This is a genomic window from Marinobacter sp. L-13, assembly GCF_056857715.1.
Map to the genome: position 1 here is coordinate 51,456 of NZ_JBSXNQ010000055.1, position 26,870 is coordinate 78,325.

The 26,870-nt window shown below is 58.8% G+C and carries 27 protein-coding genes; 3 read left to right on the forward strand and 24 right to left on the reverse strand.

The genetic code is table 11. The features are described from left to right. Positions 1 to 37 precede the first annotated feature (37 nt). Entirely contained in the window at positions 38 to 2,218 is a 2,181-nt protein-coding gene (gene flhA, locus AC13DD_RS10865; RefSeq protein ID WP_053112468.1) for a flagellar biosynthesis protein FlhA, read from the reverse strand. 218 nt (positions 2,219 to 2,436) lie between these two features. Here flhA and upp point away from each other — a divergent pair, with 218 nt between their 5' ends. The 3 genes from upp to AC13DD_RS10880 are packed head-to-tail and all read left to right on the forward strand — an operon-like array spanning position 2,437 to position 4,680. After that, positions 2,437 to 3,075 (forward strand): uracil phosphoribosyltransferase, encoded by a 639-nt coding sequence (gene upp / locus AC13DD_RS10870; protein WP_008173081.1) that lies wholly within the window; start codon positions 2,437 to 2,439, stop codon positions 3,073 to 3,075. Positions 3,076 to 3,077: 2 nt separating this feature from the next. After that, positions 3,078 to 4,334, forward strand: coding sequence for a uracil-xanthine permease family protein (locus AC13DD_RS10875; protein WP_088556889.1), 1,257 nt, complete (start codon positions 3,078 to 3,080; stop codon positions 4,332 to 4,334). Next, positions 4,315 to 4,680: a hypothetical protein gene (locus tag AC13DD_RS10880; RefSeq protein WP_482931126.1), complete on the forward strand. Its 366-nt coding sequence runs from the start codon at positions 4,315 to 4,317 to the stop codon at positions 4,678 to 4,680. The genes AC13DD_RS10875 and AC13DD_RS10880 overlap by 20 nt, the downstream gene beginning before the upstream one ends. 381 nt (positions 4,681 to 5,061) lie before the next feature. Here the strand turns inward: AC13DD_RS10880 and flhB are convergent, their stop codons facing one another. From flhB to AC13DD_RS10995, 23 genes are all read right to left on the reverse strand, one after another. After that, complete coding sequence (flhB, locus tag AC13DD_RS10885) at positions 5,062 to 6,198, reverse strand: flagellar biosynthesis protein FlhB (protein ID WP_008173077.1); 1,137 nt, start codon at positions 6,196 to 6,198, stop codon at positions 5,062 to 5,064. Positions 6,199 to 6,204: 6 nt separating this feature from the next. Further along, the gene (gene fliR, locus AC13DD_RS10890) at positions 6,205 to 6,990 is read right to left on the reverse strand and encodes a flagellar biosynthetic protein FliR (RefSeq protein ID WP_008173076.1); all 786 of its coding nucleotides are present in this window, start codon (positions 6,988 to 6,990) and stop codon (positions 6,205 to 6,207) included. Between the two features lie 3 nt (positions 6,991 to 6,993). Next, on the reverse strand, positions 6,994 to 7,263 hold the full coding sequence (gene fliQ, locus AC13DD_RS10895; RefSeq protein WP_008173075.1) for a flagellar biosynthesis protein FliQ: 270 nt from the start codon (positions 7,261 to 7,263) through the stop codon (positions 6,994 to 6,996). Positions 7,264 to 7,271: 8 nt separating this feature from the next. Next, positions 7,272 to 8,048 (reverse strand): flagellar type III secretion system pore protein FliP, encoded by a 777-nt coding sequence (gene fliP, locus AC13DD_RS10900; RefSeq protein WP_014577624.1) that lies wholly within the window; start codon positions 8,046 to 8,048, stop codon positions 7,272 to 7,274. 4 nt (positions 8,049 to 8,052) lie between these two features. Then, a complete protein-coding gene (gene fliO / locus AC13DD_RS10905; protein WP_014577625.1) occupies positions 8,053 to 8,502 on the reverse strand; it encodes a flagellar biosynthetic protein FliO in 450 nt (149 codons plus the stop codon). A gap of 1 nt (position 8,503) precedes the next feature. Next, the gene (fliN, locus tag AC13DD_RS10910) at positions 8,504 to 8,995 is read right to left on the reverse strand and encodes a flagellar motor switch protein FliN (RefSeq protein WP_008173072.1); all 492 of its coding nucleotides are present in this window, start codon (positions 8,993 to 8,995) and stop codon (positions 8,504 to 8,506) included. Then, a complete protein-coding gene (gene fliM / locus AC13DD_RS10915) occupies positions 8,988 to 9,986 on the reverse strand; it encodes a flagellar motor switch protein FliM (RefSeq protein WP_273094625.1) in 999 nt (332 codons plus the stop codon). Before fliM ends, fliN begins: the two co-directional genes overlap by 8 nt. Before the next feature lie 36 nt (positions 9,987 to 10,022). Continuing rightward, positions 10,023 to 10,532: a flagellar basal body-associated FliL family protein gene (locus AC13DD_RS10920; protein WP_008173070.1), complete on the reverse strand. Its 510-nt coding sequence runs from the start codon at positions 10,530 to 10,532 to the stop codon at positions 10,023 to 10,025. Positions 10,533 to 10,697: 165 nt separating this feature from the next. After that, positions 10,698 to 11,888 carry a flagellar hook-length control protein FliK gene (locus AC13DD_RS10925; protein ID WP_008173069.1) on the reverse strand — a complete coding sequence of 397 codons (1,191 nt, stop codon included), beginning with the start codon at positions 11,886 to 11,888 and terminating at the stop codon, positions 10,698 to 10,700. 153 nt (positions 11,889 to 12,041) lie between these two features. Beyond that, the gene (locus AC13DD_RS10930) at positions 12,042 to 12,389 is read right to left on the reverse strand and encodes an Hpt domain-containing protein (protein ID WP_008173068.1); all 348 of its coding nucleotides are present in this window, start codon (positions 12,387 to 12,389) and stop codon (positions 12,042 to 12,044) included. Continuing rightward, on the reverse strand, positions 12,382 to 14,139 hold the full coding sequence (locus tag AC13DD_RS10935; RefSeq protein WP_008173067.1) for a PP2C family protein-serine/threonine phosphatase: 1,758 nt from the start codon (positions 14,137 to 14,139) through the stop codon (positions 12,382 to 12,384). Before AC13DD_RS10935 ends, AC13DD_RS10930 begins: the two co-directional genes overlap by 8 nt. Before the next feature lie 24 nt (positions 14,140 to 14,163). Then, on the reverse strand, positions 14,164 to 14,469 hold the full coding sequence (locus AC13DD_RS10940; protein ID WP_053112487.1) for an STAS domain-containing protein: 306 nt from the start codon (positions 14,467 to 14,469) through the stop codon (positions 14,164 to 14,166). A gap of 122 nt (positions 14,470 to 14,591) precedes the next feature. Then, entirely contained in the window at positions 14,592 to 15,035 is a 444-nt protein-coding gene (gene fliJ / locus AC13DD_RS10945) for a flagellar export protein FliJ (protein ID WP_008173065.1), read from the reverse strand. Beyond that, positions 15,035 to 16,429, reverse strand: coding sequence for a flagellar protein export ATPase FliI (gene fliI, locus AC13DD_RS10950; RefSeq protein ID WP_053112489.1), 1,395 nt, complete (start codon positions 16,427 to 16,429; stop codon positions 15,035 to 15,037). The genes fliJ and fliI overlap by 1 nt, the downstream gene beginning before the upstream one ends. Next, the gene (locus AC13DD_RS10955; RefSeq protein ID WP_041645327.1) at positions 16,410 to 17,303 is read right to left on the reverse strand and encodes a flagellar assembly protein FliH; all 894 of its coding nucleotides are present in this window, start codon (positions 17,301 to 17,303) and stop codon (positions 16,410 to 16,412) included. The genes fliI and AC13DD_RS10955 overlap by 20 nt, the downstream gene beginning before the upstream one ends. Next, a complete protein-coding gene (fliG, locus tag AC13DD_RS10960) occupies positions 17,303 to 18,346 on the reverse strand; it encodes a flagellar motor switch protein FliG (protein ID WP_008173060.1) in 1,044 nt (347 codons plus the stop codon). Before fliG ends, AC13DD_RS10955 begins: the two co-directional genes overlap by 1 nt. Beyond that, positions 18,339 to 20,048, reverse strand: coding sequence for a flagellar basal-body MS-ring/collar protein FliF (fliF, locus tag AC13DD_RS10965; RefSeq protein WP_482931127.1), 1,710 nt, complete (start codon positions 20,046 to 20,048; stop codon positions 18,339 to 18,341). Before fliF ends, fliG begins: the two co-directional genes overlap by 8 nt. Positions 20,049 to 20,063: 15 nt before the next feature. After that, positions 20,064 to 20,432, reverse strand: a complete 369-nt coding sequence (gene fliE, locus AC13DD_RS10970; protein ID WP_008173058.1) for a flagellar hook-basal body complex protein FliE — start codon at positions 20,430 to 20,432, stop codon at positions 20,064 to 20,066. A 251-nt stretch (positions 20,433 to 20,683) separates the two neighbouring features. Further along, on the reverse strand, positions 20,684 to 22,150 hold the full coding sequence (locus AC13DD_RS10975) for a sigma-54-dependent transcriptional regulator (RefSeq protein ID WP_482931128.1): 1,467 nt from the start codon (positions 22,148 to 22,150) through the stop codon (positions 20,684 to 20,686). A 12-nt stretch (positions 22,151 to 22,162) separates the two neighbouring features. Continuing rightward, a complete protein-coding gene (locus tag AC13DD_RS10980; RefSeq protein WP_273082652.1) occupies positions 22,163 to 23,401 on the reverse strand; it encodes a HAMP domain-containing sensor histidine kinase in 1,239 nt (412 codons plus the stop codon). Positions 23,402 to 23,631: 230 nt separating this feature from the next. Continuing rightward, a complete protein-coding gene (locus AC13DD_RS10985; protein ID WP_104270007.1) occupies positions 23,632 to 25,083 on the reverse strand; it encodes a sigma-54 dependent transcriptional regulator in 1,452 nt (483 codons plus the stop codon). Between the two features lie 70 nt (positions 25,084 to 25,153). After that, a complete protein-coding gene (locus tag AC13DD_RS10990) occupies positions 25,154 to 25,483 on the reverse strand; it encodes an SOS cell division inhibitor (RefSeq protein ID WP_092033270.1) in 330 nt (109 codons plus the stop codon). Between the two features lie 17 nt (positions 25,484 to 25,500). Then, complete coding sequence (locus AC13DD_RS10995; RefSeq protein ID WP_482931129.1) at positions 25,501 to 26,859, reverse strand: DUF1329 domain-containing protein; 1,359 nt, start codon at positions 26,857 to 26,859, stop codon at positions 25,501 to 25,503. Positions 26,860 to 26,870: the final 11 nt, after the last annotated feature.

Here is a 26,870-nt window from a genome sequence, read left to right on the forward strand (position 1 = left end):
CGCCGTGCCGGCGCTGTCCGCTCTGTCATCCGCGCCGTTACTGGCCAACGGACGCCACGATCGTAATCTGTTTGTTATCCGGAATTTCCTGGTACGAGAGCACATGGAGCCGCTCTACCCCGTAGCTGGCGAACTTCGCCAGCACCGGCCTCAGGGGCCCGGACACCAGCAGAATGGCTGGCTTGCCGAGCATCTCCTGACGCTGGACGCTCTCCTGAAGCGAGCGCTGGAGTTTTTCAACCATATTCGGCTCCAGGACCAGGCCAATATCTTCCTGTCCGCCGGATTGTTGACTCTGCTGAACAGACTTTAGCAATAACTGTTCCAGATCCGGATCCAGGGTGATCACCGGTATCTCTGATTCGTTGCCGCAGATACTCTGGACAATCATCCGGCGCAGGGACTGCCGCGCAACGGTGGTCAACAGCTTCGGATCCTGACTCTTCGGATGCACGTTCACGATGGCCTCGGCAATGGACCGCATGTCTCGGATCGGCACTTCTTCCTTCAGGAGGTTCTGCAGCACTTTCAGCAGCAGACTGATGGATACGGTGGTGGGTACCAGTTCCTCGGCCAGCTTCGGAGAAATCTTTTCAAGCTGATCCAGCCATTTCTGGACTTCCTCATGGCCCAGCAGCTCGTGGGCGTGTTTCTGCAGTACCTGGTTAAGGTGGGTCGCGACCACCGTACTGGCATCGACCACGGTATAGCCGAGCGTCTGGGCCTGGTCTTTCTTGTCTGGCTCAATCCAGCTGGCGTCCAGACCGAACGCCGGATCCTTGCCTTCAATGCCTTCTATCTTTCCGAATACCTGACCGGGGTCGATGGCCAGTTCGCGGTCCGGATGGATTTCCGCTTCGGCAATGGTCACGCCCATCAGGGTGATGCGGTAGACATTGGGCATCAGATCGAGGTTGTCTCGAATGTGGACCGAGGGCATCAGGAAGCCGAGATCCTGGGACAGCTTTTTACGAACGCCCTTGATACGACTGAGCAACTGGCCACCCTGTGACTTGTCCACCAGCGGGATCAACCGGTAACCCACTTCCAGACCGACAATATCGACAGTGGACACATCGTCCCAACCCAGCTCCTTGGTCTCTCCGGGGGCCGGTAGTTGACGCCCCTGATCGCCGCCAGCATCACCGCCTGGAGGCAGATCACGACCCGCCGGCCGTGGAGCCGCCCCGCCCGCGCCCCTAGCCGGGAATGCGCCATCTTCTTCGACGGTCTGTCTCTGGTGCTTCCAGATATACCAGGCAGCGCCGGCGGCCAGTGCACCCAGACCCAGGAAGGCCACGTGGGGCATTCCGGGAATCAGACCGAGAATGATCAGGATAGCGGCGGCAATGGACAGCGCCTTGGGCGCACTGAACATTTGCTGGAGGATCTGGCCGCCCATGTCCTGGCTGGAGGTAACCCGCGTTACCATGATTGCAGCAGACGTGGACAGCAGCAGCGAGGGAATCTGTGCCACCAGGCCGTCGCCAATGGTCAGCAGCGCATATCGCTCCATGGCCAGCCCGAAATCCAGGCCGTGCTGCAGCATACCAATGGCAATACCGCCAATGATGTTGATCGCAAGAATCAGCAGGCCGGCAATGGCGTCGCCCTTCACAAACTTGGACGCACCGTCCATGGAGCCGTAGAAATCCGCTTCCTGGGCGATTTCGGCACGTCGATGCTTGGCCTCATCCTGATTGATCAGGCCGGCGTTCAGGTCCGCATCAATCGCCATCTGCTTGCCTGGCATGGCATCCAGCGTGAAACGGGCGCTCACCTCGGAGACCCGGCCGGCACCCTTGGTCACGACCAGGAAGTTGATGATCATCAGGATCGCAAACACCACCAGACCCACGGCGTAATTGCCGCCGATCAGAACGGCGCCGAAGGATTCGATCACTTTACCGGCGGCATCGCCGCCTTCGTGGCCGTTCAGCAGAACAATCCGGGTGGACGCCACGTTCAGGGCGAGACGCAAAAGTGTGGCTACCAGCAGGACTGTCGGGAAGGACGCAAACTCCATCGGCCGCAGGGCGTAGACACACACCAGCAGAATGACAATGGACAGGGTGATGTTGAAAGTAAAGAACACGTCCAGGAGGAACGCCGGCATGGGCAGAATCATCATGCCCAGCAAGCCCATCAGCATGATGGGTATGCCCAGGTTGCCCCGCGTCAGGGTTTTGACGTTATTGAGGACTAAAGCTCTGTCCATGCCGGATACTTCTCCGATTGGCCGTGCCTGCAGGCGTTTTGAAGGTCGAAAATCTGACACCGGAGCGTCGTTTGGAAGGGTTATCGCAAGATCCGTACCACCCCTTAGGGGATTTCCGTTAAGCAGCCATTTGCGGCCTGACTCGCCTTGCCAGATGCGGTATCCTTGCGCCATTTGATCGCGACGCCAAAATTCCAACCAGACACACAGGTGACCCCATGCCAATCCACGAGGTAAAACACCCTCTGATCCGCCACAAGCTCGGCATCATGCGCCGTGCGGATATCAGCACCAAGAATTTCCGGGAGCTGGCACAGGAAGTCGGTGCACTCCTGACCTACGAGGCCACCAAAGACTTCAATCTGCAGGAAAAGACCATCGAAGGCTGGGCAGGGCCGGTTAACGTGGAACAGATTCACGGCAAGAAAGTCACCATCGTGCCGATCCTGCGGGCCGGCCTTGGCATGCTTGACGGTGTCCTCAGCCTGATTCCGGTGGCCCGGGTCAGTGTTGTCGGCCAGATCCGCAATGAGGAAACTCTCGAGGCCAGCACCTACCTTGAAAAGCTGGTGGGCGAACTGGACCAGCGCATGGCCATGATTGTCGATCCAATGCTCGCCACCGGCGGCTCAATGATCTCCACCATTGACCTGCTCAAGAAGGCTGGCAGCACCGAGATCCGGGCCCTGGTTCTGGTCGCCGCGCCCGAAGGCGTTGAAAAGGTTCTGGAGAAACATCCGGACGTATCTATCTACACCGCCTCCGTTGATGAGCGCCTCAACGACAAAGGCTACATCCTTCCGGGTCTCGGCGATGCCGGCGACAAAATCTTCGGCACCAAGCAAAAGGACGTTTAAGAATGCAGGACCATACCAACGACCCAGTCTGGAAACAGGCCATTGCTGGCTCCCAGATGCTGCTGGTGGCGTTCGGCGCGCTGGTTCTGATGCCACTGATTACCGGGCTGGATCCCAACGTGGCCCTGTTCACCGCCGGCCTGGGCACCCTGATCTTTCACGTGGTGACCGGCGGTCAGATCCCGATTTTCCTCGCGTCGTCCTTCGCCTTTATTGCCCCCGTGATTGCCTCCAAAGGCAAGTTCGGCATGGAAGAGACACTCGGCGGCCTGATGGCAGCGGGTATTCTCTATATTTTCCTCAGTGGACTGGTGCGGCTGCGGGGCACCGGCTTTGTCCGCCGCCTGCTGCCGCCAGTGGTTATCGGCCCGGTGATCATGACTATCGGTCTCGGCCTGGCGCCGGTTGCCGTTCACATGGCCTCCGGCCGCACCGGTGATGGCGCGAACCAGCTGATTCCCTACGACACGGCGATCTGGATCGCCATGATCTCGCTGGCCGTAACCATCATCATGTCGGTCTGGTCGAAAGGCATTTTCCGGCTGATTCCGATCATGTTCGGCGTTATCACCGGCTACATCCTCTCCGCGTTTGCCGGTATCGTGGATACCACGCCAATCCGGGACGCCGCCTGGTTCGCCGTTCCCAACTTTGTTGCGCCGGAATTCAGCTGGGGCGCCGTGCTGTTCATGATCCCCGTCGCCATTGCGCCGGCCATTGAACACATCGGTGACGTGCTGGCCATCGGCAACGTGACCCGAAAGAACTACCTGGAAAAGCCGGGCCTGCACCGCACCCTGCTGGGTGACGGTCTGGCCACCAGCGCCGCCTCCATGCTTGGAGGACCGCCCAACACCACCTACTCGGAAGTCACCGGCGCCGTTATGCTCACCAAGAACTTCAACCCCAAGGTCATGTGGTGGGCTGCCTGCATCGCCATTGTTCTGGCTTTCGTTGGCAAATTCGGCGCAGCACTGCAAACCATCCCGGTGCCCGTCATGGGCGGCATCCTCTGCCTGCTGTTCGGTTCCATTGCCGTCGTTGGCCTGAACACACTGATCCGCCACCAGGTAGATCTGTCGCAGTCTCGCAACCTGGTTATCGTAGGCGTTACCCTGGTGTTCGGTATTGGCGGCATGGTGCTCGGGCACCTCGAAGGCATCGCGCTCTGTGCGGTGGCTGCCATCATCCTGAACCTGATACTGCCCGGCAGCCGCGAGGCATGGGGTAAAGCCGTCTATGAGCAGAAAGCCGACTGACAGCTCCGGCATGGCCGCCCGCAAGGCCCTCCGCCTGATGGCCACCGGCCGACTGGCCGCCGCCATGGCCAAACGCCCGGGCTCGGTTTACCTCTCCGAAAGCTACTACCAACCCCGCCAGCCGGTGCTGAACACTACCCTCAAAGTGCTCGGTGGCGTCCTCGGGGCCGTTACCCGTAGCGAGGTACCGTTCCACTTCCAGACCGACGAGCAGGCCCGCAAGCACTTCCTGTCCTGCGGCTTTACCTCGACCACGGTCCATGACCCGCTGGCCTCGTATGGGATACTGCCGATTCCGGAAAGCCGCGGGGAGCCGATGGTTCGGGTTATCGAGGCTGGTTGCTGATCTCGCCTTCCACTCCTGCCCCAGCCTGATGATTTAGCGGGAAGAGGTTTGTGGGGCTGCCTCCCAAAAACCGCTACGAGCACATCCATGTGCGCTTGGCGTCGGCCATCCATGGCCGCCGACATTTTTGGGAGGCAGCCCCACAAACCTCGCAAACCTGACGGGAATCCGCCAAAAGATCGTGAGTTGGATGAGTATTTTTCAGCGATATCGAGGGGGGGGTTGATAAGTGGTTGTGGGTGGCCTTTTAAGGACTGTCTGTGGCCATGGATGGCCACAGTCAAGCGCACATGGATGTGCTCGTAGCGTGTCCTGAAAAGGCCACCCACAACCGCGCTAACTCCCAAACCCGCAGGCTACCAAAAGGAACCCAACTCCAAACTAGACGTCGCGCCGCAAGTCCGAGGGAATCGGGAAATCAGGCATACCGGGCTTAGGCCCACGCCCCTTGCGGAACTGCCGAAGCTGGAACACATAGGCGAGCACCTGGGCAATGGCCATGTACAGGCCATCGGGAATCTCCTCGCCGATGTCGGTGTTGTGGTACACCGCCCGGGTCAGCGGCGGCGTTCTCAGAATCTCGACTTTGTTTTCACGGGCAATCTCCATGATCTTGAAGGCCACCTCATCGGCCCCCTTGGCCACCACAATCGGCGCAGCCATCGCCTTCTGATCGTACTTCATGGCAACCGCATAGTGGGTCGGGTTGGTGATCACCACGTCGGCGGTGGGCACGTCCTGCATCATCCGGCGCTGGGCCATTTCGCGCTGGAGCTGCCGGATCTTGCCTTTTACCTCCGGCTTGCCCTCAGTGTCCTTGTACTCGTCTTTCACCTCCTGCTTGGTCATGCGCAGTTTTTTCTGGTGATCGTAGATCTGGAAGGGTACGTCGATCGCCGCGATGATGATGGTGGCGCAGGAAAGCAGGAAAAAGCTCCAGGCGATGGTCCAGAGTACATGTTCCATGGCCGGCACCACCGGCTCCTCGGCAATGGCCAACAAGTCTTCCGTGCGCAGATCGAGGATCAGAATGGCCAAGGCCATTACCAGACCGACCTTGGCAATGGCCTTTACCAGCTCGATAAGGGAGCGCATTGAGAACATGCGCCCGAGGCCCTTGATGGGGTCCATGCGATTGAGTTTCGGGGCCACGGCTTTGCCGCTGATCAGCAGGCCGCCGATGCCGATGGAGCCGAAGATAGCGGCGATCAGCAGTAATACCAGAATGGGAGAGAGAGCCCAGGCCGCTTCCTTGGAGGATTCAATGAGCTGCACGCTCATGTGGCGCATGTCGAAGATGGCGGAGCGTTCGATAACGAAGCTATCTCGCATGATCGCCTCCAACGAGGCTCCCAGGCTGGCGCCGAACATCAGCATGCCGCCGGCGCCTGCCAGGAGGACGGCCATGGTGGCCAGCTCTTTTGAGCGCGCAGTCTGGCCCTCCTCCTTGGCCTTTTCGAGCCTTCGGGGGGTGGCCTCTTCCGTTTTTTCCTGACTGTTGTCGTCTTCTTCGGCCATAAATCTCTACGGCTGCCCCTGCAATCCCCGCATGAAATCAAAGGTTTCCCGGGCGTACTGATCGAAGTGCGGCAGAAAATTGGCGTGCAGCACCCATATGGCAAACAATCCAAAAATCAGGCCAATCGGGAAACCCAACGCGAAGATGTTCATCTGGGGAGCGGCGCGCGTCATGACACCAAAGGAGATGTTGACGATCAGCACGGCGGTAACCGCCGGCAACGCCAGGAGCATGGCGGAGGCGAACATCCAGCTGATCCGGTGGGCCAATTCCCAGACTCCGGTCTGGCCTAGGCCTTCCATCCCAATAGGTAGGGTCCGGAAGCTTTCTATAAACACTTCAAAGGCAACCAGGTGGCCGTTCATGGCCAGGAACAACAGGGTGATGGTGATGGTGTAAATCTGGGACAGTACGGGCACGTTCACACCGTTGGCCGGATCGACCATTGAGGCAAAGCCCAGCCCCATCTGCATGGCGATCATCTGGCCGGCAATCACGAACAACTGCCAGAGTGCGGTCAGCGCAAAGCCCATGCCGACGCCGATGAGTATCTGCTGCAGGGTAATGACCACGGCATCGGCGCTCAGGGCTTCCACCTGAGGAACGGGCGGTATCATGGGCGCGATGAGTATGGTCATCAGCAAGGCCAGCCCGAGACGGATCCGGGCCGGCACCAGCTGGGCACCGAAAATGGGGATCACCATCAGGAAGCTGGCCAGGCGGAACAGCGGCCAGAGGTGCTGGCCGACCCATTGGCCGATCACATCCGCGCTGATCTCCGCCGGTATCATCCGTCAGCCAATCAGGTAGGGTATGTTGCCGAACAACCGGTTGGCATGATCCAGCAACTGCGTGAGCATCCAGGGGCCCCAGACGATGATGACAATCAACGTAACCAGCAGGCGCGGCAGGAAGCTCAGGGTCTGTTCGTTAATCTGGGTGGCAGCCTGGAAGGTACTGACCACAAGACCAATCACCAGCCCCGGGCCGATGATGATCGAGGCAAGAAGCACGATCATCCACAGGGCTTCGCGCAGAATGTCGATAACGGTTTCCGGAGTCATGATGCCTCCTATATTCCGTAACTGGCGGCGAGTGTGCCCATGATCAGGGCCCAGCCATCCACCAGAACAAAGAGCATAATCTTGAACGGCAGGGAGATGATGATCGGCGACAGCATCATCATACCCATGGCCATGAGAACACTGGCCACCACCATGTCGATAATCAGAAACGGTATAAACAGGATAAACCCGATCTGGAATGCGGTCTTGAGTTCACTGGTCACGAATGCCGGCATCAGGATCCAGAAAGACACGTCCTGCGGCGTCTCGTACTGCGTGTCAGAGATTCGCATGAACAATGCCAGATCGCTCTCACGGGTCTGTTCCAGCATGAATTTCCGGAACGGTTGGCTTGCCAGCTCGACCGCCTCCAGGGAGGTTACTTCCTCCTGCATGTAGGGTTGCAGCGCCACCCGGTTGGCCTCTTCCAGCACCGGTTTCATGATGAAGATGCTGAGAAACAGGGCCAGGCCGAGAAGAATCTGGTTCGACGGTGTGGATTGCAGGCCAATTGCCTGGCGCAGGATCGCAAACACAACGATGATGCGGGTAAAAGACGTCATCATCATGAGCATGGCCGGCAGGAACGTCAGCGCTGTCATCAGCGCCAGGATCTGCAGGGTTACCGAGTATTCCTGGGCGCCCTCGCCTTCTCCGGGCGTCACTGTGAAAGCCGGTATACCAGGGATGCCGGAAGGCTCCTGAGCCAGCGCCAGTGGCGCCCAGACAAAGCCCGCCAAGACAATCAGGGATGGAAGCAGTCGCTTGATGGTTGCCGCAAGCATGGGGCTAGTCGTTCCTTGTCGGGGAAGTCCAGGATTTGCCGATCATGCCCTGCAGACGCCGGGCAAAATCACTGGAGCCGGCGCTGCCAGCCTCGACAACCGGCTCGTCAAACACATGCAGGGTCCGGATCGCCGATGGGGTAATACCCAACAGGATCTGCTGGCCGCCCACCTCAATCAGCGCGATACGCTCGCGAGCACCAATGGCCATCACCGACACCACCTTGATGGCGTTGTTGTTCATGCCGGTCATGCCATTCATACGGCGGATAATCCAGGCGCAGCCATAGATCACGGCAATCACTGCCACCAGCCCCAACCCCAGGCTGACAATGGTGCCAACGGTATCCGGGGCACGCACGGGTGAATCAGGGGCAACCGTCTTGGCAGTTTCCTGGGCAAAGGCCGGGTTGATCAGCAGCAGCGCCAGTACCGCAATGGATTTGGACCACATTTTACTTCTGCAACCGCTTGATACGTTCGCCCGGGCTGATCACATCGGTGAGACGGATGCCGAACTTTTCATTCACCATGACCACCTCGCCATGGGCGATCAGGGTACCGTTTACCAGCACGTCCAGCGGTTCGCCCGCAAGCCTGTCCAGTTCGATAACCGAGCCCTGGTTCAGTTGCAGCAGGTTCCGTATCGGGATCTGGGTGTTGCCCACTTCCATGGAAATGGTGACCGGTATATCGAGAATGACGTCGATATCCGGAGCAGGACCACCACCCATGGAGGGTTCGCTTCCGGTCTCGAATTCCTCCATGGGCGCAGCCTGAACATCGTCTTCGGCCTCTCCGGTCTCGCCGGCCTCTGCCATCGCAGCGGCCCACTCGTCCTCGCGTTCGCCCTCATCACCGGACTCTTCCATGGCGGCTTCCCACTCGGCAGCCAGCTTTTCGTCTTCGCTGAGCTCCTGCTCGTCTTTCTTGTCGTCGTCAGCCATTGCGTCCCACCTTCAATTGTTTCTTTACCTTGGGCCTTGATGCCCGCTCATGAATCCGCAGTGCCAGTTTCCCGTCACGGGTCCCCAGAGTTGCCTTGTAAACGGGGATGCCGTTGGCGGTGACCGTCAAATGCTCGGGCACCTCCACCGGGATAATGTCACCGGCTTTCATCTTGGCGATGTCCCGCAACGAGATCCGACGGCGACAGACCGTCGTGTTGATCGGAACGTTGACCTCTTTGATGTCTTCCTGGAGCGCGTTCACCCAGCGCTCATCAACATCGTCAATATCACTCTGAACCCCGGCATCGAGCACGTCGCGGATGGGCTCGATCATGGAATAGGGCAAGGCAAAATGCAGCTCACCGCCGCCGCCGTCGAGTTCAATGTGGAAGGTGCTGACCACGACCACCTCACTGGGGCTGACGATGTTGGCCATGGCCGGGTTCACTTCTGAGCTCAGGTACTCGAAATCCACCTTGAGGACCGCGTGCCAGGCTTCCTTCATATCGTGGAACACCTGATCCAGAACCATCTGCACGATGCGGGTCTCGGTCGGGGTGAACTCGCGACCCTCGATCTTGGCGTGCCGCCCCTCCCCACCGAAGAAGTTGTCCACCAGTTTGAAGACCAGCTTGGCATCCAGCACGAACAGCGAAGTGCCGCGCAACGGGCGGACTTTGCACAGGTTCAGGCTGGTGGGCACGTACAGGGTGTGGATATACTCGCCGAATTTCATGATCTGGACGCCTCCGGTGGAGACATCGGCGTTGCGACGCATCAGGTTGAACAGGCTGATCCGGGTGTAACGGGCAAAGCGCTCGTTGATCATCTCCAGGGTCGGCATCCGGCCCCGAACGATGCGGTCCTGACTGGCAAGGTCGTAGTTCTTTATGCCGGTATCGTCAGTCTCTTCATAGGTATCAATGTCACCGTCATCCACCCCGTGGAGGAGGGCATCGATTTCATCCTGTGACAACAAGTCCTGCATACGTAGTCCTGCCCGTGAAGTACCTTGGCCCGTGCGCTATTGCACGACAAAATTTCTGAATAACACCCGTTTGATGGCGGGCTCGCCTTCCTGCTCCAGAACCTGATTCACCGTGGTTAGCATCCGCTCGGCCAGGCCACTGCGGCCCTCGGGCGTCTGCAGCTCGTTGAAGTTACTGCTACCAAGGACTGTCACCAGCTGGCTTCGAATGAGAGGCATGTGCAGCTTGGCAGCTTCAAGCGCCTGTGGATCGGTGGACTCCAGCGCCAGATAAGCCTGGGCGTAGCGTTGGCGACCCTCAGCCTGAACCGTGGTAACGATGGCTTTTTCCATCTGGTAGTAGCTGCTGGGAATAAAGGTTTCCTCTGCAACCTCGGTTGCGTCACCCTCTTCCTCCCCCATGCCCGGAAGACCGCCGCCCAGGAACCACAGGGTACCCACCACAGACAGCACAATGGCCAGGATCACCACCACAACCAGCATGATGATCAGTTTCAGTTTTCCCTTCTTGGCAGGAGCCGCTTCAGATTCGTTATTTTCAGCCATAATGTTCGCTTTGCCAGAAATCCGTCACGGGGAGCAATTTTCCGCGACTTTTCAGGATTGGATGCAAAGGGCGGGCCAGAACACCCAACCTTCCCGTTCAGAACAGCAGTTTAGCGTTGCCGGGAAGGATGGGCAAAGGAGATTGGAAGAGAATATCGAAGGGTATCAGGCGAAGATGTCTACTTCGCCTTTCCAGCTGAGATCAAGGCTGCCGGAGCTGATGCCTTCATCGTCCTGATCGCCAGCGACCAGCGATGCCGAACCGCCACCGGAGCCATTATCGTTTCCGGTGCCCTGCTCGCCGGTCTGCTGGCGAGGCGAATCGGAAACATCGAAGCCTGCCAACGACATTCCCTGCTCACCCAGCATATCCCTGAGCCGGTGGGAATGCAGTTCAAGCTGGTCACGGACCACGGGATTGGCCGAATGGACCGTAATACTCGCCTGCTCGTTCTGCACCCGGACCTTGACCTCCATGGGGCCCATGTCCGGTGGTGTCAGGTGGATTTCGGCAACCGACATGTTACGGGCAGTCAGCCAGCTGAGCTTGCCCACCAGTTTGTCGCCCCACTCTGCATGGCCTACCGGCACATCAATGGACGTAGCATAACCTCGTAATGGCGCAGCGTTCTCGGCCGTCAGTTTTGCTGCCCCATTGGCATTATTGGCCGCTTGCTGGGACACCAGATCCATGGCGGACTGGAAGCGGCCAGAATTGATCAACGAGCCGGAATCCGCATTGCGGCCGGAGTCGGTGAGCACTGAGGCCTTCATGACATCTGTCAGTGTCGCATCGCCGGAAACACCGCCGGATCCGGACTGAGCTTTCTGACCCGAGGCCCCTGTGAGAAGGCCACTGAACAATCCGGCAACGGAATTCGCTTGGCCCGAAACACCGTTGGCAGCATTGACGCCGACTCCCGGCATTGTAGCTGACATGGCGGACTCACCGGCACCTCCGGCTTTTGGATTCAGCCAGGACTGCAACTCGACAAAGGTAAGGGGAAGCGCCGTCGGCTCTGATTTGCCATCACCTGCTACAGCGGCCCAGTCCGCGTCCTGTGATTCAGCATCCGTGGCAGCGTTGGCTTTTTCGCCACCCTTTGGATCAGCGTTCGCGTTTGCTTCCGTTTTCGTCTCTGAAGGTGTGTCCCGGGCCGCCCGGGATTCATCGGCAGATCTGGCCTCAGCGGCCCGATCCGCCTTCTGGCGATCGAGCCGCTTTTGCTCAGCCTGGGAGACAGAGTCGAAATCGCTTTTCCTGTCAGCCGGATCTCGGCTGGCTCCGGATTTTGACGGGCCGGGATCTTGTTGCGTCCCGGGCGCGGGGGTTTGGGGAAGAACCATCTGGGCCATGGCAACCTCTTGCCGCTTTTATCGCATTGTCGCCCTCACCTTGCCGGACTTGGCCGGTGCATGGGCGGTTAATCCACTCAATGCGAAGGACAAAGCAATTGTGATGCCAGCGCACACCTGCTTCGCCTGACAAACGGCCTGAATAGACCTGATTCACCCCACCATCAAGCCATCCAGGCCTGCGATTACCTGTTCGAATTCCCGGGCGATGTCATCCAGTAATCCCGAGGCATCGTCCAGCCGGGATTCCTTTCCTGCGATTTCCGCCCTCAGGCAGAGATCGCCAAGTCGTGGGGCGCCAATATTGATACAACTGCCCTTGAAGCTATGGGCCGTCTTGGCAAAGGCGTCACTATCGTCAGCCCTCAGGGCTTCTTGCAATCCCCGAATCCTGTCGCGGGAATCTGCAACATAGGTCTGTATCAGCACTTCGAATTCGTCCTCCATGACGTCTCGAAGCTCAGCCAGTGCCTCCTCGTCCAGGTGTGGTTTATCAGTCATCTCGATTCTCCGCTGTACGGGCGAACTGCCAATCGTAGACAATTTCAACATGATTGCCCTGTTCATGAAACCTGATGGTCTCCGCCAGACGTTTCAACAGCAGCAGGCCCCGCCCTGCATAGCGCCCGCTCATGGTTGGGGAATTACCGGGGGCCACGCTGGGATGATTGTGAAAATCAAACCCTTGGCCGCTGTCCTCACAGATAACACGAAGCCGACCTCCATCCGGTTTCAGGGAATGGTGCAGTGTGAACCGGATGTAGTGACCCTCCACGTTGGCCAGGCGCCGATTGCGCTCCGCGTAGTAGCGGCCAAAGCCCTCCGGTGAGTGCTTCCATTCTGACGGGAGTTCCAGAACACCGTGCTCCAGCGCGTTGTTGTAGAGTTCCGCCAGCAGGGTATAGATTTCGCCGCTCTTCCGTCGAAGACCCGGCACCTCCATACAGATATGAAGCAACAGAGGCAGGGGACTGAACTCTCCGAGGGTCCTTTCCCGGATTTCATAGCTGCAGCGCCATTCCGCCGGCCCGGCAAGAGCAGACGGTGCGGCACGATCTGGCAGGGTAGCCAGCCCCGCCTCGTCCATCATTTCCAGACAACAGAGCGTCAGGTCATCGCCATCCTCAAAGTTGCCGGTGAACCGGTGAACCGCGGACATCATGGCATCGAACGGATGGTCCCCATCGTCCAGCCGGTCAAGCGTGCCGGTAACGCCCTGCTCACCGAACACGTTGCCGGCGCTGTCGGCAGATTCCAGAAAGCCGTCGGTCATCATCAGCACTCTGTCGCCAGGGGCGGCACCAACCCTCTCGAAATCGGCATTGAACTGATCTGGTGCAAGGATACCGAGGGGAAGATGCCGCGATGGCAATGCCAGGAGTTCTCCGGTGGTCCGGATCAGCCAGCCATCCGGCAGACCGCCGTTCCAGATCTGCAACTGATTAAGTTTGAAATCCGCCTCAATCATGGCGCCACAGCAGAACATGCCCGTCGGCAGAATCCGTTTGAGTTTCTGGTTGATCTCGCGCAACACGTCCTGGCCGTTAAAACCCTTATTGGCCATGCCGTAGAAGATCTCGGCTACAGGCATGGCGCCGATGGCAGCCGGCAGACCATGGCCGGTGAAATCCCCCATGAAGATCAGCATCCCGCCCGCCGGCCGGGGCGAGGCAAACAACACATCACCATTGAAAATGGACAGGGGCGAAGCGTGATAACGAATATTGGAGGCATCCAGGCAGCCGGAATGAGCCACGTTATCGAAGACCCGTTTGGCGATTTCCTGCTCTTCGGTAAGTTGTCGGTTGCGCTCACGAATGAGATCCCGCTGATCCGAGAGGGTCCGGTGCATCAATCGCATTCGGTTGAAAGCCTTGATCTTGGCTTCAATGATGATCCGGTTATAGGGCTTTCCCAGGAAGTCATCGCCACCGGCCTCCAGACATCGGGCCAGGGCACCGGCTTCAGACAGGGAGGTCAGGAAAATCAGGGGGACCAGCCGTTCGCCAGCCAGGAGCTTGATCTGACGGGCCGCTTCCATGCCATCCATGACAGGCATCAGGGCGTCCAGCAGCACCAGATCCGGCGCCTCCCGCTGGAAAACAGAGACCGCGTCCAGTCCGTTTGCAACATCAAGGACTTCGTGCCCCAGTCGCTTCAGCAGTGTTTTGAGGATCAGGCGATCGCTGTCTGAATCGTCAGCGATCAGTATTCTCAGGGGACGGCTATGTTCTGCAACGGAATCATCCATGAGTACTCCGGCAGTCCGCGAGCATCAGCGGATATTGAAAAGTTGCTCGAAATTGGAGATTGAAAGGATACGACGGACATCGTTATTGCAGTTTTCGATGACGATTCCGGCACTGTCACCTCCGGCATAATCACGGAGCAACAACAGCATTCCCAGCGCCGAGCTATCGAGGTAGGTGGTGTCAGACAGATCCACAATGTAATTCCGGATGTGCGGATCACCGTGCTCGTAAGCATCACGGAACGCCTGATGGGTGCTGAAGTCGAAACGCCCCTCTATCCTGATAACAAGAGTCTGACCGTCATCATCGCGGCGCGTCTGGATCGGCATTCCAAAACCTCCCGGGCTATCAAGAGCAGCATTTGACCGGCGTGTACTACCAGCCCTACATCCGGTAAGGATAGCTGAGTGGTCTGATTTTGCATCTGTATTTGCTTGATGCGGAGCAAGATTCAGCGTCGACGTTGGTTAAAAGCCCGCCCCGCGGCCTCATCCGAAAGCTTCTGTTCCCGGAGATCCTGCTCCCTCTGCTCCTGCTGGCGGCAGGTTTCTATGTATTTTTCCATGCCACGCCGGCGCTCCCAGGCGTGCTGCCATTCCTTTTTGCGCGCCTCGAAGACCTTTTCCGCCTGCTCCAGCTGCGTCTGTTGCTGCCGGATTACCTGATCCAGTTGCGCAATAAAGGCCTGCCACGCCTGGAGCCTGGACACCTGCACAATCCCCTGTTGGCTGTTGCGAATCTGATCCCGGTACTCCTGCTGGTAGCGATTCAGGTTCTGGACCTGTTCGCGCTGCTGCTCCGCCAGCTTCCTGGCCTCTCCCATTCGCTCCAGGGCTTCCTGCTCCTTGCGCTCCTCCAGGGAAAGAACCACTTCCAGACGCCGGGAACGCAGCATCAGGCATCACCTCCGCCGCCAGCTGCCGGATTCGGCACGGCCGACTTACGCCGATCGGGGGATCGACGCTCTGGCACCACCGCCAGCAACTGGTCAACACTTTCCTTCAGTGGTGCACTCTCATTCAGGCCCTGCTGCAGGAACTGGCGCATATTACCGATGTGAGTGATGGCAAAATCGGTCTCGGGATCGGAACCCTTCACGTAAGCGCCGACAGAGATCAGATCCCGGGCCTGCTGGTACCGTGAGTACACCTGCTTGAATCGCTGGGCCCTGGAAAAATGTTCGGTCTCGGTTACCTGCGGCATCACCCGGCTGATCGACGCTTCCACATCAATGGCGGGGTAGTGTCCCTCTTCGGCAAGCCGGCGGGAGAGTACGATGTGGCCATCCAGAATCGCCCGGGCAGCGTCTGCAATCGGATCCTGCTGGTCATCGCCTTCGGTCAGTACGGTGTAGAACGCCGTGATAGAACCACCTCCGGGGCGACCATTGCCGGTTCGCTCCACCAACTGGGGCAGTTTGGCAAATACCGAGGGCGGGTAGCCTTTGGTCGCCGGCGGCTCACCCACGGCCAGCGCAATTTCCCGCTGGGCCTGGGCGTAACGGGTAAGAGAATCCATCAACAGGAGCACGCGTTTGCCCTGATCCCGGTAATACTCGGCAATCCGGGTGGTCAGCATGGCGGCGCGCAACCGCATCAGTGGCGAATCGTCCGCGGGCGCGGCCACCACCACCGAGCGGGAAAGGCCCTCTTCGCCCAGGATGTCTTCGATAAACTCCTTTACCTCGCGGCCCCGCTCACCAATCAGGCCCACCACGGTGATGTCGGCATCGGTAAAGCGGGTCATCATGCCCAGCAACATACTCTTGCCCACGCCGCTGCCGGCAAACAGACCCAGGCGCTGCCCCTGGCCGACGGTCATCAACGCATTGATCGCCCGAATACCCACATCCATCGACTGCCGCACCGGGGCGCGGTTCAGCGGGTTGATAATATCGCCGGTGAGCGCCACGCGGGCTTCGGCCTGCAAGGGGCCTTTTCCGTCCAGGGGCTCGCCACTGCCATCGACCACCCGGCCAAGCAGCTGGGGGCCAACCGGCACCCGGCTTGCGGCAGACAGAGGCACAACCCTGGCACCGGGCTTGAGCCCCTCGATTGCTGTCAGGGGCATCAGATACACCCGGTCGTCCTCAAAGCCCACCACTTCCGCCTCAACATTACCGGTGTTCTGGCCAAAAATGACACAGCGGTCACCGACCACCATGGGGCAGCCGACACATTCGAGGGTAAGGCCCACCATGCGGGTCAGTCGGCCGGAAAGTTCAGGCTCGGGCTCGCTTCCCAGAAACTCCTGAAAGCGGTTGAGGCGATCAGCGAGGCTCGAGGTCATCACCGTCACCTGTATTTTGCGCCGGCTTCGGATCGTCTGAGGAATCCCCGGTCTCCGGGGAATCCAGCACGTCCCGATGGAAACCGGTCAAGTCTTCCATCATGGAGTCCAGTTCCTCGGTTTCTCCGCCCTCACTGTCGCTCATCTGCTGGTCCAGCATGCTCTGCACGGCCCGCTGGAAACGTTTCTCAACCGTGAAATCCACCAGGCTGTGACGGGTTTCCACCTTACAGCCACCGGGCAGAATACTGGCGTCTTCAATGACGGAAGCGGACGCTTCGAGGCGGGCGGTCACCTCGCGAACCATTTCACAGTCTTCCGGGTTTATATGGATGCGGATGTTTTCCGCGGTGGAGGGTAGCGCCTCCATGGCGCGGCGAACCACGTGACGGATCTGGGAGGAGTCGATGGTCAGTTCACGATAGACCACCGCCCGGGCCAGAACCGTGGTCAGGTTGACCAGAGAGGTTTCAAGTTCGTCCTCGTGGCGCTTGATCGGCAGCAGTAACTCACCGAGTAGATGTTCGAGACGGTCAAGCTTGGTGTCGATTTCCTTGCGGGTATCGTCGTAGCCCTGACTTTTGCCTTGCTCCCTGCCCTCTGCCAGGCCGGTTTCCAGCCCATCCTGGTGGCCTTCCTCTTTGCCGGCCTTCAGGCCATCCTGGTAACCCTGTTCCCGGCCCTCGTTATAGCCGTCTTCCCGGGCCGCCTCGCGAATCTCGTCAATGTCGGCGGCGGTGAGGGGCTTGACCTCGCGCTCCTCTTCCCGCGCTACTTCATTGCCACGGGCATCCAGCAGGGGCAGCTCCCACCGTTCATAGGCGGTCAGCTGTTCCTTGGGAATGCGATTGACGTCACGGGTGGAATCTTTCATCACATCATTTCTTCGCCGGCACCGCCGAGGGAGATTTCACCGGCCTCGGCCATACGGCGTGCAATGGTGATAATGTCTTTCTGGGCGGATTCAACTTCGCTGACCTTGACCGGCCCCTTGGCCTCAAGATCATCCTGCAGCAATTCCGCAGCGCGTTTGGACATGTTCTTGAAGATCTTGTTCTGAACCTCCTCGTCGGCGCCCTTGAGGGCCACCACCAGCACTTCCGAGGACACTTCCCGCAACAGCGCCTGGATTCCGCGGTCGTCCACTTCCTTTAGGTTATCGAACACGAACATCAGGTCTTCGATGGTGCTGGCAAGGTCCGGATCCATATCCTTTATGGAATCCATCAGATTGCCTTCGATGCTCCGATCCATGAAGTTCATGATGTCCGCTGCGCGCTTGACCCCGCCAATGCGGCTGGTCTGGGAGGCGGCGCCACCCGAGAACTGCTTCTCCAGGATATCGTTGAGTTCCTGCAAGGCCTGGGGCTGGATACTCTCCAGTGACGCAACACGCATCATCACATCAAGGCGGACCTTCTCATCCAGGGTGCCAAGAATTTCAGCGGCCTGATCCGGATCCAGGTAGGAAATAACAATGGCCTGGATTTGCGGGTGTTCATAGCGAATGATGTCGCCAACGGCCCGGGGCTCCATCCACTTGAGAGTATCGAGGCCGGTGGTATTGCCGCCAATCAGGATGCGATCGATCAGGCTGGATGCCTTGTCGTCGCCGAGCGCCTGGGTGAGCATCGTCCGGATGTACTCGTCATTGCCTACGCCAAGCCCGGTCTGCCCGCCTACGGCATCAACAAACTGGTTCATCACGTAGGTCACTTCGTCCTTGCTGACATCCTTCATCTGAGCCATGGCCACGCCCACACGCTGGACCTCTTTGGGGCCCATGTGCTTGAGGATTTCTGCGGCATCCGCTTCGCCCAGTGACATGAGCAGAATCGCAGCCTGCTCCACACGCGGAATTTTCCGCTGCGGCTTTGATGGCTCACCGCCACCCTGTTGATTGGCTTGCTCAGTCATCGACGTTCACCCACTGGCGCATTACCTGTGCGACCCGCGCCGGGTCTTCGGCAATCAGCCCTTTCAATGCGTTCAGCTGCCTATCATAACCGTCTGTGGCACCCGGCAAAAGCAGATCATCCTGGGCGGACATGGCCTTGCGGAGCTCATCTCCACCCTCGATGTCATCAAGGCCCCCGTAACCACCGCCACTGCCGGAGCCGGAATCCAGGCCGCGTTCCCGCTGGCCTCCGCTGGACAGGCTTTTAAGCGTTGGGCGCAGCAGCCCCAGCACGAGCACCAGAATCACCAGGCCTGCGAGCACTTGCTTCATCAGATCCCAGAACCAGGGCTGTTCCCAGAACGCCGGAGCCTCGAATTCAACGGATTCTTCCTGCGCAAATGCGGTATTCATCACCGTAACACTGTCACCCCGGGCAGCTGAATAGCCCACGGCGTCCCGAACCAGCATGCTGAGCCGCTGCAGCTCCTGCTCCGGCCAGGGCTCGTAGCTGACTTCGCCCGTTTGTGGATCCACTACTTTCATGTCGTCCACCGCCAGAGCCACGGTCACCCGCTTGACTCTGCCCAGCTCCTGACGTCGGTAGCTGACAGTACGATCCATTTCATAATTCCGCGTGGATTCACTTCGCACGTTGACCGGTGCTGGCGCCGCCTGCTCACCATCACCACCGGCAGCCTGCTCTGGCACCGTAGCATCAGCCGGCGGCTGGTTTGCCAGCGCACCGGGAATGCCGCCCTGTGCGCCGGCAGTGCGCCGTTCGGTCAGCTCACGCTCACTGCGCACCGCCTGCTGTTCGGGGTTGAACAATTCCTGTGCCTGCTCCACCGAGGAGAAATCGAGATCCGCCGACACTTCGGCACGATAGCGGCCATCACCCACGATGGGTCCGATGAGAGAGGCAACCCGACGTGTCAGACGCTCCTCGACTTTGGCGGTGTATTCGTATTGGTCCGCCATCTGATCCGCACCGCTCTGACTTTGCTTGCCCGTCAACAGATTGCCGTTTTGATCGACAACGGTTACGTGTTCCTTGCTCATCATGGGAACACTGCCGGCAACCAGATTCACAATAGCGTTAATCTGTTCCTGTTCTGGCCGGCGACCAGCGAAAACTTCAAGAAACACCGAGGCAGAGGGATCACGGGCATCGCGAACAAAGACAGAGCGCTCCGGGATAGCCAGGTGCACACGGGCATTCCGAACGCCACGCATGCTGGCAACGGTGCGGGCAAGCTCACCCTCAAGCCCGCGCCGGTATGAGATGGTTTCCATAAACTGGGACGTGCCGAGACCACGTTCCTGGTCCAGCAGTTCGTAGCCCATGGTTTGACGATCGGTGACACCTTCGGCCGCCAGCTTCAAACGGGCGTTGTAGACCTGATCCGAGGGAACCAGTAATGCGCCGGTGCGCGGATCCATCTTGTAGTCGATACCGTTGCTTTCGAGGATGGTGGTCACATCCTGGGGATTGTAGGATGAAAGATCACCCACCACCGGCTGATAGTTCGGCTCCTGAGCCCAGAGCACGACCGCCAGCCCCAGCGCCACGCTGGCGGCAAGCCCCACCATAAGCCCGATCTGGCGCAGCAGGTTGAGCCGGTTGAACCCCATGAACAGGTCGCTACGGCTCTCTGGCGCGTCTCCCTCCCGGGCTGCGGGCATGTTGGAGGCATTGGTTTCTGCAGGTACGCTGGCCATGACTCTGCTCCGTTATCAGATCGGCATGTTCATAATGTCTTCGTAGGCCCGAACCACCCGGTTACGTACCTGGGTCAGCGCTTCGAAGGAGACAGAGGATTTCTGGGCGGCAATCATCACGCGGGTGATGTCTACGTTCGGATCGCCCATGTCGTAGGCGGTTCGCAGATCCCCAGCCGTTTTCTGGAGATCGTTCACGTTGTTCACCGCGTTGCTAAGCATGTCATTGAAGCTGGGCGTCTCCTGGGTTTCCTGAACCTGGCGAGGGCCGTCTATGCGACCACGAACCGATTGATCCTGCTCGACCCGCTGGTTCTGCATCATCTGTGAACGCAGGGACCTTATATCGGACAAAACACTGTTGATGTCGGCACGCTGAACCATAACTCTCTCCTGGCTCCGCCCTCCCAGGGACGGAATTGCTCTTGGGATAATCTCAACTCCGGTGAAGCAATTGGCAGGCCAAGTAGTTTTTAGATATAAATATCAGAAGGTTACGAATACAAGGACGGAGTCGTGAAAGTTCCATGACGGACTTTTGACGACGGGCAGGGTGCCCCCACCGGCATGGGGAATCGAAGATAAAAAAACGGCACCCCGAGGGGTGCCAATGAAGGAGTTCGTCTTGCAGGGGGTCAGACCAAGGCCATTTCGGCGTCCAGATCGATTCCGGCGTCGCGCATCTGGGCCAGCTTGTACCTGAGCGTGCGGGGGCTGATCCCCAATTGCTCCGCGGCCCTGTTGCGACGCCCACGCTCTTTCCGGAGTGTCTGAATAATAATACGGAATTCCTGCTGCCTCAGATCATCTCCCAGCGAAACCGCGCCCTCCGGCTCGTCACTGCGCAAATGAGAAGGTTCGTCTAGGGGGGAAAAGCCAGAGTCTGAAATATCCGGCTCGCCCGCTGCTATGTTGGCAACGGTTTCGGTCATCGAAACCGGCGCCGCGCTGCGAAGGTCCGGCCGGCCGGTGATGCCCAGCTCCAGACACAGATCTCCAGATTGAATGACATTTCCCTGGTGCAGCACCAGCGCTCGCTGGATGGCATTGTCCAGCTCCCGCACATTCCCCGGCCATTGATGATTCATAAGCGCACTTTTTGCGTCCTGGGCAAAGGTAATCCCGGTCAGCTTCATTTTGCGGCAATGCTTTTTAAGCAGCGAAGTAGCCAGTGGCATGATATCCAGCGGCCGCTCCCGGAGCGGCTGCCAGTGCATCGGGAACACTGTCAGACGGTAATAAAGGTCTTCCCGGAACTTGCCTTCGCGAACGTAATCCGCCAGATCCCGGTTGGTGGTCGCTACAACACGGACATCCAGGCTGATGGTTTTGCGACCACCAACCCGCTCCACTTCCCGCTCCTGCAATACCCGCAAGAGCTTGGACTGAAGCCCCAGATCCATCTCCGAAATCTCGTCCAGCAGAATGGTGCCGCCGTTGGCCTGCTCGAATTTGCCGGGCGAGGAGGCGACGGCACCGGTAAAGGCACCTTTCTCGTGACCGAACAGGATAGCCTCCAGCATGTTTTCCGGTATTGCAGCACAGTTGATCGCTACGAACGGCTGCTCTGACCGTGGGGACTGCTGGTGAATGAACCGGGCAAGGACTTCCTTCCCAGTTCCGCTTTCCCCCGAGATCATGACGGTGGAATCGCTGCCGGCCACTTTGGTCGCCAGCTGGAACATCCGCTTGCTGATCGGGTCTTCTGCCACCGGTTCATCACTGGCTTTCTCACGCCCGCCGCCAACAACCTTGCTGACGGCATCCACCAGGAAACGCGGTTCGAATGGCTTCACCAGATAATCGATAGCACCGGCCTGCATGGCGGATACCGCATCGCTGATCTGGCCATAGGCCGTGATCAGCATCATCGGCAGGCCCGGGTACAACCGCTGCACCTCTGCCAGAAGCTGGTGCCCTGACAGACCCGGCATGTTGACATCACTGACCACCATATCCACCGGAGCCTCGGCCAGTCGCTCAAGGGCTTCGCTGGCATTGCATGCTTCCCGAACCCGGAATTTTGCCAGTTCGAGGGTGGTTACCAGCGCTTCACGCAGGTCATGGTCGTCCTCAACAATCAGAATCTGGGCCTTGGCCATGGTTGCCTCCGATCAGTGTCTGTTACGTAATTGCGGCAAACGCAGGGTGGCTACAGCACCGCCCTGCTCCGGCGATTCAATGGAAAACCGTCCCTGATGCGCCTTGATAACGGCCTGCACCACCGCAAGGCCGAGACCCGTGCCATGGGACTTGGTTGTATAAAAAGCTTCGGTCAGCCGGGCAGCGTCCGAGGGCTCAAAACCTGGGCCGTTGTCCACAACCCGGATGACCAGTTCCCCGGTTTCCTCGGTTACCCGAACCGCCACATGGCGAGCGCCGGCCTCCAGGCTGTTATTCACCAGATTGGTACAGGCGCCAACTAGGGCATCCCGATTACACATCAGCCGGCAGTCGCTGGAGATTTTGTTCTCGAGATTCACTGTCGCGCCCGGAGCCGGCTTCAGCCCCTCGACTGCCGATGCCAGTGCAGAGACCAGTTTGTCGGCAGATAACTCCTCGGCCAGCCGGGTTTCGCCCCGGGCGAAAATGAGCATATCCCGCACCTGCTGTTCCAGGTGGGTCAGGCGCGACATCAGGCGGGAAGCACAGCGCTGACGCATTTCTTCGTCCAGATCCTCCTGGCTCAGATGGCCACCGTAAAGAATGGCCGCGGACAGCGGGGTACGGATCTGGTGAGCGAGAGACGCAACCATCTTGCCCATGGCAGACAGACGCTGGGCGTGAGCCAGCTGCGCCTGAAGGTACCGGGTTTCGGTTAGGTCTGTCAGCAGGATTAACTGGCCGGGCTGGTTTTCCATGGTCCGGATCTCGATGCTGACCCTGCGACCATCCTTCAGAGATACTTCGTGGCCATCGTCCCGCCGGGGCGCAAAACAGCGATGGATGACATCAACCCAGCGGGCACCGTCAAGGGGCTCCCCCAGAAGCGCAATAGCTGCCGGGTTGGTCTGCGTTACCACGCCCTGGCTATCCAGAACGACAACGCCGGCAGGCAGTGCGTTCAGCAAGGTGGACAGACGATCTGCCAGCTGCTCTTTTTCTTCAAGCTCCTGCTGACGCTGGAGCGATTCCTGGTTCAGCTCGCCGGAAAGCTGGTTGACCCGGGATTCGAGGGTCCGGTAGGAGTCAGTGATCTGCCGCGACATCCGGTTAAACAATTCCAGGGCGGTATCCACCGCCTCATCGTCCTGTTCCGGAAACAGGGCGGTAACCTTGTCATTGACGTCCGCCGCAGCGTTGGTCTTTGTGCCGCCCGCGCCGGACTGAAGAACAAATTGTGCCTGACTCATAACCTGACTCCCCGATCGGCCCGTCGGTTCGGACCTCATAGTTCGGATACTTCGTTTGCAGGTTTGTAAGCCAGCAACGTGCCAACTTGATTTTTTCTATATATTTCAAAGGCAAGGAGATTCTTGAAAGAGTAGAATGACAATTTTACGTCGGTCAGAAACGGAAACGGCGCCTCAGGTTACGAACCTTTGACGCCGTTCAGGGAGCTCTAAATTCCGGGCGATCCTGCTCAGGACTCCTCAGATTCCTCTTCCCGCAGCCCGTACTTTCGAACCTTCTCTACCAGAGTAGTGCGTCGGATCCGCAGCTTCTCGGCAGCCCTGGCCACAACGCCGCCGGCCTCGTCGAGCGCCTGCTGGATCAGCTGTTTCTCGAGGTTGGAGAGGTAATCCTTCAGGTCGATACCGTTCACCGGCAGCAATGCCGGGGCATCCAGGCCCACCAGGCCAGGAATACCGGAAGGCATACCCGTGTCCTCCACCGGGCGATTCTCATCATAGTCGTCAACGTAGCGGAACTTCTTGGGCAGCTCCTGCACGCCGATTACACCATAGGGATGCATGATCGACAGGCGTTCAACAAGATTCGCCAGTTCGCGCACATTGCCCGGCCAGTCGTGCCTGCACAGACTCATGATGGCCGCGGAATTCATCCGCAGCGATCCACGCTTCTCTTTTTCCATCCGCGAAATGAGTTCATTAATCAGAAGGGGAATGTCTTCCACCCGGTCACGCAGGGCCGGCATCTCGATGGGGAACACATTCAGGCGATAATAAAGGTCTTCCCTGAAATCCCCGGATTCAATCATGTCTTCCAGGTGCTTATGGGTGGCCGCGATTACCCGCACATCTGCAGACTGGGTGCGATTGCTTCCCACCCGCTCGAACGTTCGCTCCTGCAGAACCCGGAGAATCTTGACCTGCATGTTGAGCGGCATGTCTCCGATCTCATCGAGAAACAGAGTGCCCCCCTCGGCCATCTCGAAGCGCCCTACCCGGGCCGTGATGGCTCCGGTAAAGGCCCCTTTTTCATGGCCGAACAGCTCGCTTTCCAGCAGCTCCGCCGGAATGGCGCCACAGTTGACCGGAACAAATGGTTTATCACGACGGGAAGAATGGTAATGCAGGTTGCGGGCGACCACCTCCTTGCCGGTACCGGACTCACCGGTAATGAGAACGCTGACGTCCTTATCCGCCACCTGCTCCATCAGCTGGCGTACCTGCTGGACTTTTCGGCTGGTTCCCACAAGGCTCCGGAAGAGCTGCAAACCGCGCTGCTGGCCACGCTCCCGGGAGCGGGTGAACTGATCCCGATAGATCTGGGCCCGGTAGAGCGAATCGACGAACTTGGTGTAATTGAGCGGCCATTCCATGCGAGCAATGATGCGACCGCTGGTCTCGTCGGACAGCCCCTTGAGCTCAGGGTGACCAACAACCAGAAACGGTACGCCCTGAACGGCATCACACACAGCGGTGATCGCCTCGGTGGCTCCTGCATCCTCGCCATTCACCACCGCGACCGCGATATCTGAAAGGCTTTCCTCATCACCACTGCTCAAAAGTGCCCTGGCTTCATCGCCGGCAAGGACCTGCTCCTCGCCAATGAACTCAAGAATGGTGACTATGTCCCGCAATCTTGAATCATCCTCGCTCAGCACCAGCACTTTGTTATTTTTAGACATTCAACCGAATCTCTTGGGGGATTTGTGCGGTATTTAAGACTGTAAGAACCCCAGAGTCAATTTTATGACGCTATTTTGGTCGGTTTGAAGAAACGTTCTGGTAGGCCTTCGCCGCACTCCGGTTCCTGTTTACACCCTTCAGGCCATCCTCCGCCTCCTTGCGGGCCATTCGGGCCGATTCATCGGCGGCGTCAATAAACTGCTGTAGTTCCTGCAAGCGGAGCCTCACCGGCTCCGCATCAACCTCTCCCGCTTCCAGGGCAGCCATCAGCGGCTCGACTGCCGGCTTCACCTGCTCGTTCAGCCCCGCCATCGCGTCCCAGTCCTTTTCGGCCAAGGCGCGACCGAGATCCGCCATCAGTCGATCCAGGTGGTCCAGATGGGCTTGCGGGTCTGCCATGTCAGTCTCCTTGGAAATCAGCGGCGAGCGGCACGACGGGCGGCGGAGGCAGTAAATTCGTTGCCACGGAACCCCGGGGCGAAATCGTACGCCGGGAATCCATTATCCAGCCCATCAACGTAATAACGCTCCGCCTTCAGGTCGTAAGTCATTTCCATGGTAGTCCAGAATACCGGCTCACTGTAATAGCTGATGTTGTGAGCTTCCGACACACGCCACAGATTCCCCTCTGCATCGTATTCCTCGGACGCGAGGATCTGCCAGCTGTCTTCATCCACGTAAAACACGCGGCGATCGTAAATGTGACTGATACCGGTACGGCGTTTCGCTTCGACGACCCAAACCCGATGCAGTTCATAGCGGGTAAGCTCCTGATTGATATGGCCCGGACGAATCACGTCGTCGGCTTCTATTTCCGGCCCGTGAAGCTTGTAGGCATTGTAGGGCACGAACAGCTCGCGCTTACCTTTCAGCTCCCAGTCGTATTGGTTAGGCGCACCGTTGTACATGTCTTTCTGGTCGACGGACCGCAGCGAGGATGAATTCGGCAGGTCGGTTTCGTAGGCCAGGTTGGGCGACCGACGAAGACGACGGGAACCGGAATCATACCGCCACGCAAGACGCGGCGACCGCACCTGGTCAAGCGTTTCATGCACGAGCGTGATGGTGCCGGCCAGTGACGACGGCGAGACAGTGTCCGTCTTCAGGTAAAAAATCTTGTTATCGATTTCCGCCAGCTCCGCACCCCTCTGGCTGTATGCGAAGAAGTAGTCGTAATCATTGACCACCGGGTTGTAGGAGCCATCCCTCTGGGGCGTTGCAGAGGCACTACGCAGGGAAATTTCTTCGCCCCGATAGCTCAGGATATGGTTCCAGATAACCTCCAGACCATTTTTTGGAATCGGGAAGGGACTGGTCATGATGGTGTCGCGAACGCCGTTACCGTTGTCCAGCAACTGCGCTGTCAGCGCGTTCTCACGAAATTTGTCGTAGACGTGCTCGGGAAACGCGGCAGTCCGTCGGGTCTGGTAAACCGGCATGAAGAAGTCGGGCCCATACTTCTCCAGCATGGCAATGTGGCCGTCTGAAAGCTTGTCCCTGTATAGCTCCAGATTGTTGGAGGTAATAACGAAAAGAGCCTCATCTTCGGGAAACGGGTTAATTTCCACTTGCCCCTCACGCCAGCCGTCCGGCGGCGTGGCCAAACCTCCGGTCCATTCGGGTATGCTGCCTGAGCGGTTGCCCGCCTTTTCGGCTCCGACCGGGGTCAGTTCACCACCCAGCCGCTCGGCCTCGGCGGCCGTGACCTTGGACAGGGCCTGTCCGGAAAACCCGAGAAAAACCAGTGCGACACCTGCAACGAGTTGGCTTCGCATCCCTTACACCT